Source organism: Lewinella sp. LCG006 (assembly GCF_040784935.1).
Lineage (GTDB): Bacteria > Bacteroidota > Bacteroidia > Chitinophagales > Saprospiraceae > Lewinella.
Genome location: NZ_CP160680.1, coordinates 128,254 through 144,493, shown reverse-complemented (window position 1 = coordinate 144,493; position 16,240 = coordinate 128,254). Strand labels below are relative to the sequence as shown.

Annotated in this window: 15 protein-coding genes; 13 read left to right on the top strand and 2 right to left on the bottom strand. The window is 42.0% G+C overall.

The window, feature by feature from the left end; genetic code table 11:
* Positions 1 to 45 precede the first annotated feature (45 nt).
* The 9 genes from AB0L18_RS00485 to AB0L18_RS00445 all read left to right on the top strand — a co-directional run bounded on the left by AB0L18_RS00485 (position 46) and on the right by AB0L18_RS00445 (position 11,280).
* Entirely contained in the window at positions 46 to 768 is a 723-nt protein-coding gene (locus AB0L18_RS00485; protein ID WP_367390625.1) for a hypothetical protein, read from the top strand.
* 135 nt (positions 769 to 903) lie between these two features.
* The gene (locus tag AB0L18_RS00480) at positions 904 to 1,104 is read left to right on the top strand and encodes a hypothetical protein (protein WP_367390624.1); all 201 of its coding nucleotides are present in this window, start codon (positions 904 to 906) and stop codon (positions 1,102 to 1,104) included.
* 132 nt (positions 1,105 to 1,236) lie between these two features.
* Entirely contained in the window at positions 1,237 to 4,668 is a 3,432-nt protein-coding gene (locus AB0L18_RS00475) for a choice-of-anchor J domain-containing protein (protein ID WP_367390623.1), read from the top strand.
* A 34-nt stretch (positions 4,669 to 4,702) separates the two neighbouring features.
* Positions 4,703 to 4,885, top strand: coding sequence for a hypothetical protein (locus AB0L18_RS00470; RefSeq protein WP_367390622.1), 183 nt, complete (start codon positions 4,703 to 4,705; stop codon positions 4,883 to 4,885).
* A 168-nt stretch (positions 4,886 to 5,053) separates the two neighbouring features.
* Positions 5,054 to 5,764 carry a VIT family protein gene (locus AB0L18_RS00465; protein ID WP_367390621.1) on the top strand — a complete coding sequence of 237 codons (711 nt, stop codon included), beginning with the start codon at positions 5,054 to 5,056 and terminating at the stop codon, positions 5,762 to 5,764.
* Between the two features lie 514 nt (positions 5,765 to 6,278).
* Positions 6,279 to 7,892 (top strand): 30S ribosomal protein THX, encoded by a 1,614-nt coding sequence (locus AB0L18_RS00460; RefSeq protein WP_367390620.1) that lies wholly within the window; start codon positions 6,279 to 6,281, stop codon positions 7,890 to 7,892.
* Positions 7,893 to 8,505: 613 nt separating this feature from the next.
* Complete coding sequence (locus AB0L18_RS00455; protein ID WP_367390619.1) at positions 8,506 to 8,820, top strand: hypothetical protein; 315 nt, start codon at positions 8,506 to 8,508, stop codon at positions 8,818 to 8,820.
* A 2-nt stretch (positions 8,821 to 8,822) separates the two neighbouring features.
* Positions 8,823 to 10,643 (top strand): ATP-dependent endonuclease, encoded by a 1,821-nt coding sequence (locus tag AB0L18_RS00450; protein WP_367390618.1) that lies wholly within the window; start codon positions 8,823 to 8,825, stop codon positions 10,641 to 10,643.
* Positions 10,644 to 10,815: 172 nt separating this feature from the next.
* A complete protein-coding gene (locus tag AB0L18_RS00445) occupies positions 10,816 to 11,280 on the top strand; it encodes a hypothetical protein (protein WP_367390617.1) in 465 nt (154 codons plus the stop codon).
* 158 nt (positions 11,281 to 11,438) lie between these two features.
* Here the strand turns inward: AB0L18_RS00445 and AB0L18_RS00440 are convergent, their stop codons facing one another.
* Both AB0L18_RS00440 and AB0L18_RS00435 read right to left on the bottom strand, forming a co-directional pair.
* Complete coding sequence (locus AB0L18_RS00440; RefSeq protein WP_367390616.1) at positions 11,439 to 12,209, bottom strand: DUF481 domain-containing protein; 771 nt, start codon at positions 12,207 to 12,209, stop codon at positions 11,439 to 11,441.
* A 511-nt stretch (positions 12,210 to 12,720) separates the two neighbouring features.
* On the bottom strand, positions 12,721 to 14,241 hold the full coding sequence (locus AB0L18_RS00435) for an alpha/beta fold hydrolase (RefSeq protein WP_367390615.1): 1,521 nt from the start codon (positions 14,239 to 14,241) through the stop codon (positions 12,721 to 12,723).
* 242 nt (positions 14,242 to 14,483) lie between these two features.
* Here AB0L18_RS00435 and AB0L18_RS00430 point away from each other — a divergent pair, with 242 nt between their 5' ends.
* From AB0L18_RS00430 to AB0L18_RS00415, 4 genes are all read left to right on the top strand, one after another.
* Positions 14,484 to 14,825, top strand: a complete 342-nt coding sequence (locus AB0L18_RS00430) for a cupin domain-containing protein (protein WP_367390614.1) — start codon at positions 14,484 to 14,486, stop codon at positions 14,823 to 14,825.
* A gap of 21 nt (positions 14,826 to 14,846) precedes the next feature.
* Positions 14,847 to 15,350, top strand: a complete 504-nt coding sequence (locus AB0L18_RS00425; RefSeq protein WP_367390613.1) for an RNA polymerase sigma factor — start codon at positions 14,847 to 14,849, stop codon at positions 15,348 to 15,350.
* 356 nt (positions 15,351 to 15,706) lie between these two features.
* Positions 15,707 to 15,868 (top strand): hypothetical protein, encoded by a 162-nt coding sequence (locus tag AB0L18_RS00420; protein ID WP_367390612.1) that lies wholly within the window; start codon positions 15,707 to 15,709, stop codon positions 15,866 to 15,868.
* Positions 15,869 to 15,886: 18 nt separating this feature from the next.
* Positions 15,887 to 16,207, top strand: coding sequence for a hypothetical protein (locus AB0L18_RS00415; RefSeq protein ID WP_367390611.1), 321 nt, complete (start codon positions 15,887 to 15,889; stop codon positions 16,205 to 16,207).
* Positions 16,208 to 16,240: the final 33 nt, after the last annotated feature.

The window sequence follows — 16,240 nt, the reverse complement described above, 5'->3', positions numbered from 1 at the left end:
CTTTTGTGGCTACTTGTTTGAAAGTGCGATTCAACCGAGCTATTTATGCATAAAGAAGACGGCAAAATACTTGCTTTCGGAACCTTTGGAGCGTGGCTTACTTGCCAGTTTTTTTTGATGACAGCAGCTGTATTTACTACGGTACTGACCATCGTTATTTTGCTGGTCAGGAAGTCCAGTGCTACCAAATATGCCATTTTATTAAATCCATTTGTATTTCTTGCTTTGATCAATATTGGGCAAGGGGGTGTCGATTATTACCAAGGGAATGCGAGAATAAGATCGTTTGGAGAACCTGCACCGCAATTTTATAATATTGATCGTCAATACAGGTTAGCGCGAAAATCGATGGGATGTACCGTTACCGGGACATCAATGTTGGGTGCGAATACTTATAACCAGACGATTAGGACGCTGGTATCAAAGTTTGGTTTCCAAAAAGGTGCTTACCAGGGAGTATTTCCTAGTGAAGAAGAGGCTAACAAATTACTACAAGAAAATTATTCCGTGCGCGGTTCATTCATGTTCCAGGGAGATCGTCATTTTGAATTGTCTTACGATGGTAATGACTATCGCGTACCACTCGAACAGCGCTTTGGTTTAACGGAAACCACGCTAGGAAAACAGGGATTGATGAATCAACCAAAAATCCTAAAACTTGAGGAAGATTGCTTGTTGGGGCAATTGAGCGAAGACTGGATCTATGTAATTGACCTCGAGAAGAGCAGGATTTTGGCTCGGTATATGGTGAAGGATAGGGGATATTGAATCAAGACCATTTTTCGTGATGACCAGATACAAAAAACGATAAATCAATCGCATATTTTATGATTTATATTACGCAAAAAATTAACACCCAGGTCTTTATCGAGGCTAGTGATTCTCCATTTGAACAAGTGTCGGATGAATTTTAGCGAAGTACCCAATACTCCTTTTGCAGCGGTACTATTTGGGGCGGTCGCCTTTGCAGATGTAGATGGGGACAATGACCAGGATTTACTTTTTAGGGGGAACAGTGCTGGGGGTGAACTGACCAGACGTAGCTACCTGCTACAGTTGGATGATGGAGTACGGCAGGGCAGTAAAACGTTTCTTGTTGATTAGACATGAGATGGTGAATGGTATCTTACCTTACCTTACTTTATGTCTCCCCCTGTACATTCATTATTTTCGGTAGAAGACTGCCGATTCTTCTTTGTATGTTTTCGGCTTCACTCAATAGACATAATTGTTGGTATGAAAAATTTACTGTTCGTTTGTATGATGCTATTTGCGAATCTGAGCTTTGCGCAAATACTGGAAAAGCCTGCTGCTGCTGAAATTGCCTCCTTGCCACAATGGGCCCAGCTGATGTACGAAGACGATCCCAATGTCTTCGCGGTAGATGCTGCTTTTCAGGCATATTACCGCGAGCGGGTGTTGGAGAAATCATACCATACCCAGTATTACAAAAAGTGGCGAAAAACCATTGATGCTTACATCCAGGCAGACGGACATTATGCTTTGCCCACCGAGGCCGAGGTCTTGCAACGACGAGAGCAAACGATGCGGCAAGCACCGGCAGCGGGCAGAAGTGGCAGCTGGACTTTGCTGGGGCCAGTAGATTCCTACAATACCGATGGGGATGATTCCGGGCAGCATACCAATATTTATTGTCTGGATCAATCGCTCTCTGACCCAAGTGTGCTTTACAGCGGCACGGAACCCGGTGAAATTTACCGCTCCAATGACGAAGGCGAGACCTGGTTCAATGTGAGCCTGAACGACCCGCTGACCATCGGTACGGGGATTGACGCCATAAAAATTCATCCCACGAATCCAGAGCTAGTGCTGGCGGGTTCCGGTAGTTTTCTTTTTCGTTCTGAGGATGGTGGCACCACCTGGACGGTCGTATTGAGTGGCTTTAATCGGGTCACCGAGATCGCCTTCATGCCTTCCATGCCCGATGTGGTCTTGATGTCTACCTTCAACGGGGTCTTCCGCAGTACCGACGCCGGCATCGACTGGGACCTGGTCTCACCCGGTAAAGCCTGGGACTTGAAGTTGAATACCAGCAACGATCAGATTGTCTTCCTGGCTAAAAGTAATACTGCCCAAAACCTGAGCGAATTTTACCGCTCCACCGATGGTGGACTGACCTTTACGATCCAAACCGACGGCTGGCACACCTCTACCGATCCGGGACGCAATGACGGCGGCGTGCGGCTGGCCGTTTCCGATGCTGATCCCGACCGGGTTTATGCTCACCTCATCGGCGAATCAAAAACCGGAGATTCCGGATTCATCGGCCTCTACCGTTCTGATGATGGCGGCCTCAGTTGGACTCTGCCGAACGGTCCGGCTGGTGGCCCTTATGATGAAAATCACATCAATTTGGCGGTTGCATCCGTCAATTGGTCTTACCATCAGGGGTACTACAACTGTGCGCTCATGTGCTCCAATACCAACCCGGACGAGCTGCTTGTGGGTGGCTTGTCGCTCTACAAATCTACCGATGGGGGAAATACCTTTACAGCGCTGGCTGGTTACGCAGGAGGTCCTTACCGTATGCACGTAGACATGCAGGATTTCAGGTCCATTGGTACCACGAGCTGGATCACAACCGATGGCGGTATTTATCGATCTACCGACTTTTTCAGCACCGATGGCTTTGATATACGTATGACCGGTATCCACGGTTCGGATTACTGGGGTTTTGGGCAAGGCTGGAACGAGGACGTCACAGTAGGTGGTTTGTACCACAACGGAGTGCTCAGCTCCTTTGATAACTGGGCTCCTGGCGACTTCCTGCAACTCGGCGGTGGCGAACCGGCATCCGGCTACGTCAATCCTGGTGAAGGGCGGAGGGTCTATTCTACGCAAGTAGGCGGTCGCATCTTGCCACTGGAAATTGGCGAGCCAGTCACCAGCTTCCAGTTTGGTATCAACCCGAATGAGAGCTACTGGGGCGTTCAGTCGACCGAACTGGAATTTGATCCCCGATCCTATTACACCGCTTACACGGGTAAAGATCATCAGTTGTGGCGTTCTAATGATTTAGGTGTCACGTTTGACCTTTTTGCCACGTTTGGCAACAATATTGATGATCGCATTACTTATATTGAAATTGCCTGGTCAGCTCCTTCGGTCATGTACGTTTGTCAACAAATGAACACCGGGAATCTGGGCCGTTTGTGGAAGACCACCGATGCTGGCAATACCTGGCAACAGCTCACTTTGCCGGTCGCTTCCAATACCCGGAAAATGCTGGTACAGGTAGATCCCTTGGATGAGAACATCGTCTACATTGCTTTTCAATCGACGGGCAATGGCCAACGTATCTACAAGTCGGAAGACGGCGGCCTCAGTTGGACCAACCTGACTACGCCCATCCTGAACAACCAAAATGGTAAGTCTATTGCCGTTTGCGGCGGCACCGATGGCGGTATTTATTACGCAACCTCCAACAGCATTTATTACCGCAACAATAGCATGAGCGATTGGGAACATTTTGCGGACGGGTTGCCGGTAGAGATCAACACCAATATTATCCGACCTTTTTACCGGGATTCAAAAATCAGGTTGGCCTCTTACGGGAAAGGCGTTTGGGAAAGTCCTTTGTTCGAGGCACCCTCCCGGCCGGTGGCGCAAGTATCGGTGGACCGTTTTGTGGATACGGTATTGTGTGAAATTGCGCCCTTTCGCTATGTTGATCACTCGATCATCGACCACGCAGGAGCTTCCTGGAGCTGGACGTTTGCAGGAGGAACCCCCGCTACGTCTGCTGACATCCAGGCCGAAGTAACGTACGATACACCCGGTACTTACCTCACCACGCTCACGGTGACGGATGCACAAGGAAATTCAGACACCGACTCCCTCTATATTTCTATTGCGCAAAATACCGCCAGCCCGATTTTGAGCGAAGACTTTGAAGGCAGTTTTCCCCCCTCCGGCTTCTTGGTAGAAAACCCGGACAATGGAATCACCTGGCAGGCGGCCAACAATGTCGGTGGTTTCAACAATAGCAGCCGATCGATGATGGTCAATAATTTCGATTATTTCGAAAGTGGAGAACTGGACGATATCATGGTGGCCCTGGATTTAAGTGGGCAAGCAGCCCCTTTCCTTACCTTCGACGTAGCCTACACCCTTTGGGGCGGCAATTATTCAGATTCCCTGGAGGTGCTGCTTTCTACCGACTGTGGCCTTACCTTGGTCAGCGAATATTTCAAAGGTGGGGCAGACCTGGCGACGCGGCCAGCGCAGGATTCCCCTTTCACCCCCAGTGGGGACGAATGGCGGACCGACACCATTGACTTGAGCGCCTATGCGGAGTACACAGATGTACTGCTGATCTTTAGAAATCATACCGGTTTTGGCAACAACTTGTACGTCGATAACATCAACCTGCACGTAGATCCTGTGACTGCTACGGAAGCACTACCAGCGGAAGCGGTTGTAGAATTATATCCCAACCCCGTCATTCAGGGTGAGCACATGCAAATCAAAACCCCGTACCAGGAAGATATCTTGATCGACATCTTTTCGGCCGACGGTAAAATGGTCTACCGGAAAAAACACGCTGCGGTATCGACACTGGATACCACGCCTTTTTCAAAAGGTGCCTACCTCTGTATTATTCGTAGCGAAAAACAGATTCGTAAAGCATTATTTGTGGTAGATTAGAAAGAGGATATTTGGGGAATATAACTATTCGCTAATGAGAGTCAATAGAAAAGATAATACAGCCTATGTAGGTGTTTCTATTGTACTTAGGCTTTTCGGTAGCTTCAATTACGAAGAGACTATGAATAATGAATTTATTGACTTTTCTTATCTGAAAAATATAAAAGCAGATGCGGAAAATTTTTCCCAGCTAGATGATTTTTCGATAGCCAAATAGGAAGATCGAGAATTATTGTTCACCAAGAAAAATTACGCTTTTGTTAAGCGTACAATAAAAGAAATTTCGGGTGAAAGCTTTGCAGCTAGTGATGTCGAAATCGATAAGTTTTATGAACAGTCTTAAGCAAGAGAACAATTGAATTATTTGGGATTCAAATAGCAAGTCATGGCAGAAAAAAATATAGACAACTACCTCGACAGCCACTACATCCACCGTAGCAATTGGCTGAGAGCCGCAGTGCTTGGCGCAAACGATGGCATCTTGTCCACGGCGAGCCTCGCCATTGGGGTAGCGGCGGCGAGTGATGTTAGGGAGCCCATTGTGCTAGCTACCCTGGCTGGTTTGGTTGCGGGAGCTTTATCGATGGCGGCGGGGGAGTACGTTTCGGTGAGTTCCCAAACGGATGTAGAGAGCGCAGATATAGAACGAGAAAAGATTGAGCTGGAAGAGACGCCGGAAATTGAACTGCAACTGCTGGCAGCCATCTACGAAAAAAGAGGCCTGAAAAAAGAAACCGCCCTGATCGTTGCGAAAGAGCTGACGGAAAAAGATGCCCTGGCAGCCCACATCAGAGATGAACTGGGGATCAACGAAATCAGCCAGGCTAAACCCATTCAGGCGGCTTTTGCCTCCGGAGCGGCCTTCACTGCTGGTGGACTGTTGCCATTCCTGGTGACCCTCTTTTTGCCGATGAAAAACATGGAGTATGCACTCTACGGATTCGCCCTCTTCTTCCTGATCGTTTTAGGAGCCTTGGCGGCTAAAACTGGAGGGTCGAGCATCAGCAAAGCCATTATCAGAATTACCTTTTGGGGAACCATCGCGATGGGGCTGACGGCCCTGGTGGGCTATCTGTTTAATGTACAATTGGGCTAGGTTAGATTTCGAATGGTACACAAGCGGTAATGTTTAGAGCATGTTTGGAGCGGATTACTTTTGAAAATCAATGATTTAGCCAGGTTGCTAAATGCTTGGTTTTCGGTGTAAGCAAGCTCCAAACATGCTCTTAGGTGTACCATTCACTTGCCCTATTCACCATAATACGCTATACTTGTACACCAAGGTTGACCAACGCGCTGGCTCAGCCAAATTTGAATCCACTATTTTGCTGTTTTCCGGAGTTGAATACTGCTTATCATTCAAAATACCGGCACCTTTTTCCAGACTGCAAGCAGTCTCTGCCTGCTACTGGACTTACTGCCTCGCCAGGCCCACACGGCAAAATGGCGTTTTTAAAAAGAGGATAAGCAGTGGCGATTAGGGTAAAGGTAAGTAGGTGGGGCTTAGTATCCGAAATTGATGGGTTTGTAAAAGTACGTCAGAATTGGGGGGGGGGTGATCGCATATAAGTAAGTTGCAAGCAAGTAAGATAACTTTATAAACTATTTTAATGGGGAAAGGAGATAAAAAAACAAAGCGAGGAAAAATATTTAGAAAATCTTATGGTAAATTGCGAAGTAGAAAGTCTAAAAGGGACAGAACTAGAAAGATTTTAAAATCTAAGAAAGAAAAGATGGATTCAGTTGATAGCAAGGAAATTGAAATTTGGAAGCCAATATCTTTTAGTGAAAATTGGTTAGAGGCAGATACATCAAAATTAGATGACATTTTACCAACTTGGTATAGAAAGAGAAATACTTTACAAGAAGGTAATAGCGACTATGAAGAATTTTTAAGCCGTCTCAAACGGCAACATGCGATTGAAACTGGCGTTGTAGAAAAATTATATGATTTAAGTGAAGGAATTACTCAAACTTTTATTAAGGAAGGTTTTGTCGAGTCTTACCTACAACATGGAGACACAAATATTTCTCCTCGAAAGCTATTTGCCTACCTTAAGGATCATTTTGAGGCTATTGACTTTATTTTTGACCTTGTAAAAAACGAGAGACCATTATCTAAATCCTTTATAAAGCAATTGCATCAGTTGCTTACTCAAAACCAAGAAACAACTGAAGCAATTGATCAATTTGGAAATAATGTCCAAGTAAAACTTATAAGTGGTAAGTTTAAGGAATTTCCTAATAATCCCAAGAGGGATGATGGTTCCGTTTTTAAGTATTGCCCTCCTGTACAAGTTGATGTGGAAATCGATAAACTACTTGAAATTTATAATGAATTAGTCGAAAGTGAGGTTCATCCAGTGATAATTTCTGCTTGGTTGCATCATGCTTTTACACAAATACATCCTTTCCAAGATGGAAATGGAAGAGTTGCACGGCTTCTTGCAAGTGTTATTCTTATTAAGCACGGCCTTTTTCCTTTAACGATAAAAAGAGAAGATAAACCTCGCTATATAGATGCGTTAGAAGCGGCCGATAATGGTAATCCCAAGTTGTTAGTAGAGTTTTTCAGTGAACTACAAAAGAAAAGTATTGAGGGAGTATTTAATTACAAGTCAAAGCCAACTACAAGTTTACTGGACGCAGCAAAGGCTCTGTCAGGAAAGATTGACACTCTAAGGGAACAAAATGAACAAGAACGACAACAGCAGCTGTCAGATAATAGAGTTGCCATTTTTGATATGTGTTATCAATTAATTGGAGAGATTAAGAACGAACTTTTTGAGGTTATCCCAAAAGATAAGGCAAAGATTTACGTCGAAAGTGTTTATCCTGACAAGGAAAAAAACTATTATTATACTAAGCAAATTATTGAGTATGCAAATCAGCACGATTATTTTTTTAACAGGAGTTTGCCCAGAGGGTGGTTTAAGTTTCAGTTTAAGCTAGGAGAAGATGTAGAATACAGTTTGATAATAACTCTTCACCACTACAGTTATGATGACTCAATTCTAGCCATTGGAGGTTTTTTAGAACATAAAAAACGTGTTCAAGGGCAATCTGGATATGAAGATGAAACATATTCTTTAATGCCGATACCGATTGAACCCTACACTATCTCATTAGATGCTACACCTGACAACTTAAGAAAAAATATTGATGCCTACCTTAGAGATTTAGTAACAGTCGGCGTCTCACAAGTTGCAAATGAAATTGCTTAAGTATTCATGTACTTTTAAACCAAAAGAAATAGGGTAAACCTGCCTGAACAAAAAAGCCTTAAAGCCTGACGGAGCATAGCGAGGTCATGCGTTGAGGCTCCCTTGTGACTAACCCCGCCAATATGCACGCTCTTATGGGTATTCAATGGTACTTGCCTGGGCTTGGGCGACACTTGGAAGAGAGAATTTTGAATTTCAGTAGACTTTTAAGGGCATTGCTGATTTATTTTTGGAGTAGAATAACCGAAAAAAGCCTAAATTTAGTTCGATAAGCAAAACAAACAAAATGCGCTTTTCCACTACAGTCGTTATCGATAACCTCTATCAGGGGTGGTAAATGTCTTAAGGCAGGTCCAACGGCTCGTTGCCAAAGGATTTGGCCGTCGTCGACTGACCTGTCTGCGCTAGAGATAGGATGGTGAAGAGCTTTGGGAGGTGAGGGCGCAGACAGGCCTTTGAGTTAGCTGTCAGATGTTAATCAAAGCAGAAATTTAAGTATTGTGTAATACTGATGTATTTGAGTTTCGCATAATGAGTGGATGAAAAAAAGCTTTTCATGGAACTTTTACGCTGCTAAAAACGTAAGATTTCTATAACTTAATTAAATTTTACTATGATAAAGGAAGCATTTATTCAGGCAATACATGACAAAAGAAAAGTGAAAATCACCTTTGATTCGAAGTCTAAGGGTAGAATTTCAAGGGTTTGTATCCCTTTTGATTATGGACCTTCTAGAAGAAATCTAAAGGATAACCCTGATAGATACCATACTTATGACTTGGAAAGCCCTGATGGAAAACATACACTTTCTATACATCCTGAACAAGTTGTGAATTTAGAAGTATTAACGGAACATTTTGATCCAGCCGACTATATAACTTGGAGCCCAAATTGGTTCGTTAAAAGAGATTGGGGGAAATTTTCGTAAAAATGAAGCTGAAAAAATTATCCATCAAAGGCCTGAAGTGTTATGAAGATTCGGGAGAAATTCCATTTCATAATCTCACGGTTTTTATAGGCGAAAATGATGCAGGTAAGTCAACTATTTTTGATGCGATTGAAATTATTTTGAACAATAAAAATCCAGGAGATGAAGACTTTAGAGATGATGCTGATGCTATTCAAATTGAATTGACTTTAACACCATCTAGTGAAAATGTAGATATTTCTAAATTTATTTTGGATGGGGAATTAAAAATTAGGCGAATTATACCGAAATCAGAATCGTCAAAGTATTTCTGTTATCTAGAAGTATACTCAGATAATGAGCTTAATAATTACAATGATTTAAACGCGCCTGAACTTAAAGCTCTATTAGAACGATATGGAATTGATAGAAAATCAAATCAAGCTGAAAGAAAAGGTGCTGTCGAGGATTATCTAAAACGTCATGAGTTACCAAAAACTAGAATTTGGCAAGAAATTAGATACAATAGTATTGTTAATCACCTGCCAATATTTCAACGATTCTCGTCAAGCGATTATGGAAATCCAGAAGGTATTATTAGAAAAACTTTAGAAATTGTATACAGAAATTCATTCTATGAAAAAGATGAAGACGGGAATGAGGTGCTTAAAGAGAGTTTTCAAGGCTTGAAAAGAAATATAACCTCAGATTTAGACAATAAATTAGAAAATCAATTACTAGGGCATATTAAAAAGTACAAGCCTGAAATAGATATAATTAAAGGAAATTACAATATTGATTTTTCAAGAGGACTCTCTTTCTTTGGATTAAACATTATTGATGCTTCGGGCAAAGAGAAATCTATTTCTCAAATAGGAGAAGGCTCGAAAAAGAAAATTTTTCTATCTATACTTGAATGGGATGCTGAAATAAATGCAACAGCTGACTCGAATAGGTTTTTAATCCGAGGATATGACGAGCCTGATTCTAATCTTCACTATGACGCTCAACGAAAGATGTTCTATGTAATTCGAGATTTAGCAGAAGATGAATCTTTGAATATTCAATCTATTATTTGTACTCACTCATTAACTATGATTGATAGGGCCCCTGCTAACAATATTAATCATGTTTTAAGAAATGAAGTAGAAGAAAAATCAAGAATCTTATATTTGGATACTGATGAAAGCGAAGACATCAGACAATTTTTATCTAAGATTTCTGAAATTAGCGGAATCAAAAATAGTAGCATTTTTTATGAAAAATGCTTCCTTCTTGTTGAAGGTGAGAGTGAGCAAAATGCTATACCTATTTTGTATAAAACTTTTACTAAAAAAGATCTAATAGAAGATGGTATCGTACTGATAAACCTTCAGACAAATGGCCAATGGAGTAACGCACTAAAGTTTCTTCATAAAAATAAAAAAGATTGTACGATCCTTCTACTTGACAAGGATACTCAGTTTCCGAATTCAAAAAACCAAGTAACATTATCAAAATTACGAGAGGTTGGATTTGATGATGATTTTTTAGAAAATCATTGTTTTTTTATTGGGGCTAAAGAGTTTGAAGATGTTTTTACAAATATACAATTAAAAAATACCTGCACTAGAGCATTCGTGAAAGACGATGAAAGTGAATGGACAATAAATGATTTTGAATCTATTAGGAATAGTGTTAAATTTTCAAAGGACTTGAGAAGATTAATTAGTACCTTATGTAAAAGAAATATAGGTAAACCAGAAATTGCGTCCGAAATTGCTTTTGATTTGACTAAAGAAGAAATTGAGAATATTGAGATTCTTAAAAATGCATTTATGAAAATACAATCAATAATCGAATAATTTTTATATGAAAAATCCGACAGCTAACAATGCTAACGCGTCAATGCCGCAATGCCGCCATAACGTTGATTCTTCGAGTAAAAAGCCCTAAATTGGTCACGTTAAAACCATCTAGCGACGTTGGTGAAGGCGGGCATTGCGCGGCACCGAGACGTTATAACCAATTAAATGAATGGAAATCCAAAAGTTCATAAAGGAATATTCAGACTTGGATTTTAATAAGATAAAATTCGACTGGAATGGAAAACACGGAGACGATCTGAAAGACCCTAATATGGACTTCAGAATGAAAGTTTGTGAATATGTGATAAAAGATTTTTCAATCGTACCAGATAGTTTGATTTTAGACCTATATCAAGAATTGTCAAAAAGTTCGAAAGAAACTTGGGGAGTTTATAGAAGCTATCATTTGTTTGCTCAAGAAATACTAAACAGGGGAAAGACAAAATACTTGCTCAATTATTTACAGGGAGCAAGTCAAAGTTTTGATACGTCATTGGCAAGTGGAAGAATAGAATTAACAAACGATGAGAAGAAGGAGATTTTAGATTTTGTCGAAAAACAAATGGCCGACATTACAAATACAGAGAATAGAAAATATTTTGAATTTGCTCAACAAAGATTTGCAATAAGATGAATGAAGAGACAACAATATAATACAGACCTGTAAACAACAAAGAGCTGGAGTTGCACCATACACTAACCGTTATAGCCGCGAAAAATAGCAAATAAAAAAAGTATCCCACTAACAAAAATGCCCCAAAGCCCAACAAAACCATAAAGCTACTCGCCCAATCACTTTGATTTAAACTGATAAGCCAATCCCCAGGTCCACAACAAATCCTTTTGTTTGACCCGCGTCGTCACTAGGTTTTCGTAAGCGTAGATGATCCTCGACTGGATGGAAAACCCCTTCCGTACGCTAAGGTCCAAGCCAGCCAGGAGATGATAGCGGTAATTCACCCTGTCGGCTAGCGACTGTTGCCAATAGAGTTCGTAGGTGAGCTTGAGGGCAGCTTCCTTTAATGGATGAAAGCCACGGAGATAAAGCGTGCTCCAAAAAGCCTTAATGTGCTCCGAGCCATCAAATTCCTGATAATTGAAAACTTGGCTACGATAGGTCGATTGCTCGTAAAGCACATTGGCCGAGAGTTTGACGGTTTGAGCTGTTTTTTGTAGTAACTGATAGGTCAGCCCGAGCCCGGTAAACGTTCGCAGGTCAAGGTCTCTTCGGAAATTCGTCGAGATAAAACTTATGGCATAAGGATAGAGGATGTTCTCCGGTTGGAGGTACAGGTAGTTGCTGCTCGCCAAATCTTCATCTGCTTTGTTGCCAAAAAATCTTTGGTAGAAGTAATTATTCTGCGTTTTAAAAACCAGATCGCTGGATATTCTTGTGGATACATCCAACTGGTTGGTCACCCGGAGAAGTTCTACATTTCCGGTTTGATAGGAACCTCCCGAGCGTAGTTGAAGCTGGAAGCCAACCGTGTCGCTTTCATTGATCTGAGCAAAAGCAAGCAGGCTGGTTAATAGGAAAATACTAACGAGATAGGTTTTTCTCATCTTTTATGATTGAATCGTAGGTGGTTGAGAATAAGAGAGGACCTTTACTGTATTTTAGGCTACAGGCGTAACTGCTTTTGGAATGTTAGCAGCTTAAGACTAGGCCCCCCAATGGAGATAATCTTGATAGAACACAGATTAGCTTCGCTGATCTTCGCAAGCTCCTCGGAGTTTAATGGATAAAACAGACCACGAAGTAGACGCGAAGCGAATTTTTACAGTTTTAAAAGCCGTGTAAATCGGTCAGATCCGTTAGATCCGTGTTCTATACCCGTTACTAAGTGGTCTGGGACATTCTCACTTGTCCTTTTTTGCTCTGACTGCGTTAAAAAGCCTCGCCGAAGCTTAGGCTTCGCCTACGTTTTTCGCCTTGGCAGAGCAAAAAATGACGTTGCGATAATATTCCCAAACCACTTAGTGCCGGGTATATCAAGATTTGTGATTATTGCCACTCGTCTCTTTACGACTTTAGGCATTTTGCTGAAAGTCCAGTACAGCAAAAAATAGTAATTTATTTGATCGTCGTAATGATCGTTAAAAACTCCTGTGGTTGAACCACAAAAGGCAAATGGGAGGTATTCATCTCAAAAGTCTTTTGGATGGTGCCGTTGGCTTTGACCATCTGCTTTTGCAATTCGTAGCCAACCGCATGGTCCTGGGTGGTATGGATGTAATATTTCGGTACGCTCCCGAAGTTTTGCTGCGTCAAGCTTACCTTTTCGCTGAGCGGCTTGGCGGGTTCTGCTTTGTGGTATTTTACCAATACCTCTTTCATGTAATCCGGACAATCAGCACAAACTGCCGGAGCGATCATCTCTTTTTTTATCGTGGCAGCAGAGTAGTCTGCGTTGAACTCCAGAGCTCCTCCTACTTCACTCTGCTTGTCCTGGCTGGAAAGCGTCAGGAGGTCTTCTCCATTTTGCGGCAAGTAGGCAGCAACATAGATCAACTTGTCGATCTTGTTGGGAATATTTTCCGCTACCTGAGAGACGACCATGCCTGCCATGCTATGCCCCACCAGGATGACTTTTCCTGCTTGCTGCTGAATCGCATCGGTAACTGTTTTTACGTAATCACTGAGTGCTACTTGATTGGCCGGGGTGAGCTCCACGCCGTGTGCGGGTAGGTTTACCACCACTACATTGGCCTGGACGGCCAGTTGGTTTCTCACAAAACCCCAGGCACTTTCGTCGGCCCAGGCGCCGTGCACCAATACATAAGTAGGATAGTTTTTCCTTTGCTTGTGGAGTTCTTCCAATACCAATTCAGCGGCGGCAGCACCACTATTTTGCTGTTGTCCGGTGATCAGGTTGCCGTCTTTTACGGCAAAAGCCTCAAAAGGAGGAGCAACCACAAAGGTAGTGTTGGCTATTTTTCGGGCTTCGTCTTCGATGCGGAAGGGTTGGATTTGCATCCCTACGTAGTTGTCGGCATATTGTTCTTCGGAAGAAGCGAAACCCGTCCACTTTTTTCCTTCGACCAACAGCTTTCCGTTCGGCAGTTTTGTTTTGAGTAAAATACTCGTGCCGTGACAAATGGCTGCCGTTGGTTTTCCGGTTTGGTAAAAATCTACAAAGAATTGATGTAGTTCCTCATTGTTGATAAAGGTGTACATCGGCCCCTGTCCTCCACAAACAAAGATGGCTTTGTACTCGTCGGGGTTCACGTCCGACAATTTTAGCGTATGCTTAATCTGTTCTTGCCTTACAGGGTCTTTTTTGAAACCTAGTGACAAGTAGTCAAAAGCAGCATATTGGCTTTCGTCTTCGGGGTCGCTGAAAGCATCAAACTTTACTTCTCCTCCTTCGGGGCTGGCAATGTCCATCGTATATCCAGCCTCGGTAAATGCCCAAAGTGGGTGGGCGACCTCCGAATACCAGGCCCCAATGGGCCAACCCGTTTGCTCACTAACGGCGGGGTTGGACGCAATCATCAATATTTTACCATTGTGACCCGCATTGTGCTGTGCGGCGGCAAACTGACTCATTACTGCCATCAAAAGCAGCGTAAGCATCGTCTTATAATATTTCATTTCAGGTTTTTTTTAAAGAAATAACAATACCCAAAGAACGAGCTGGACCCTGTTGTTTGTTGATTACTTACTATTTTGTGAGGTACGTACTTTTTGGAAAGTATGTTGATATTCAGATAGTTACGAAAGGAGGTGTTGTTCGGCGGTGCTCATCTGTGAATTATGTAATTATGGGGTTTAATTATATAATGGTTCGAGGTTGAAATTGGGCGACCTTTATTTTTCTAAACAAAGAGAGAACCATGGACGAAGCTGAACTGGAAAAATCCAAAGTAAATATCACCGTAGAGATCATTGAATACATTCCTAATGCAGTAGTCATAAAAACGATCCTTAAAAAGTCGACAGGGAATATTAGCGTGATGTCTTTTGATGGAGGGGAAGGCCTGACTGAAAAGATAACGCCCTTTGATTCCTTCGCTCAGATTATTGAAGGCAAGGCAGAAATTGTGATTGCCGGCAAGTCACATATGCTGCAGACGGGGGAGTCCATCGTAATACCTGCTCACAAGGCAAATTTTATTAGACCAAATGGAAGGTTCAAGATGGTACTTACCGTAATAAAAAGCGGTTATGAAGATTGATTAATTAAACTTAAATATAAAATGACACATCAAGAGTTTAATGTTGAATTGATTAACAAAAGATCAATCCTTTTTGCTTTCGCTTTGAAATTGACCAAAGATTACCAGGATGCGCAGGACCTTTTTCAAGATGGAACTATGCGCGCCTTTCATTACTGCTCCCATTTTGTAATGGGTACCAATTTTCGAGCTTGGATGGCAACGATTATCCGCAACACTTTTATCAATAATTTTCGGGAAAATAAAAGAAGAGGCTTGGTTAAAATATCTTTTGAAAGGTCTCTTCTCTATACGGAAAGCAAGAGTACACTGGCCAATCAAGGTGAAGTAAACATTAGAATTCAGGAAATCTATGGCATGTTGGATGAGGTAGACGACAAATACTCAGTTCCCTTTTTAATGCATCACCAAGGGTACCAATACAAAGAGATTGGACAGGCTTTAAACCTACCCATTGGTACAGTAAAAAGCCGCTTGTATACTGCCCGACAGGTCTTGCAAAAAAAAGTCAACGCCAGGAATTAGGTAAGTGGCTGATTCAAAACCCTATTAGCGAACAAGTAGGATGTCTTTGCTCAATAGCCTGGTTGTACCTGTCCTGAATGTGTGATTTATGTAACAGTTCCCATGAATTGTATAACACCTTTCCCTATTAACATTTGTATATTTAATATATTAATTAACAAGGTTTTCCTCTTGTTTTTAATAAGCAGGTTTTTTAACCTTTTTAGGGAATCTAATTTACGCAAATTGGCGTAAAATTTTTTTTACGCCAATTTTGCTTTTTCCCTTTTTTCGATTAAAAATTTAAAATTTCCACCGCTTGGTGGGCTGTAGCAATACGGACAGCCCCCCTACATGGCATGGACAAAAACAAAAAAATGAGCAAGGACAAAGGAAATAAAAACAAGAAAAAAGAAAAAGCTACCGGCAAGAAGAAAATTGTCTCTGATTATAAAGCGGAAGGTCAGAAAAAGGAGCCAGCCATCGACGCTTTTACACCAAAATCTGGAGGTAAAAGTGGTGGTTCACAGAAAAAGTAATTCAAAAAAAGTATTCCAATGAAAAAGTTAATATTGCCTATAATGACGGCGCTCTTGATCTTGTCATTTTTTCCTCCTACGGTGTATGCTGCATCGGTAAGGCCTCCTAGTGCTATCCCCATTAATCCTCCCGTTAGCGCCACACCTGCTGAAGTTCTACTCAACCGATTAGACGAAATAAACACAATGAGCAAGTCGGAAATGATTGGTACTCAGAAGAGGGCATTGCGCAAGGAAGTACGTGAAATAAAACGCGAGCTTAAAGCTCTAAATCAAGGTGTTTATCTCTCGGTAGGGGCCATTATCGTTATTGTACTGCTATTACTTCTTTTGCTTTAAAACAATCTCGGCCTTAGCCCAAACCGCTTTATT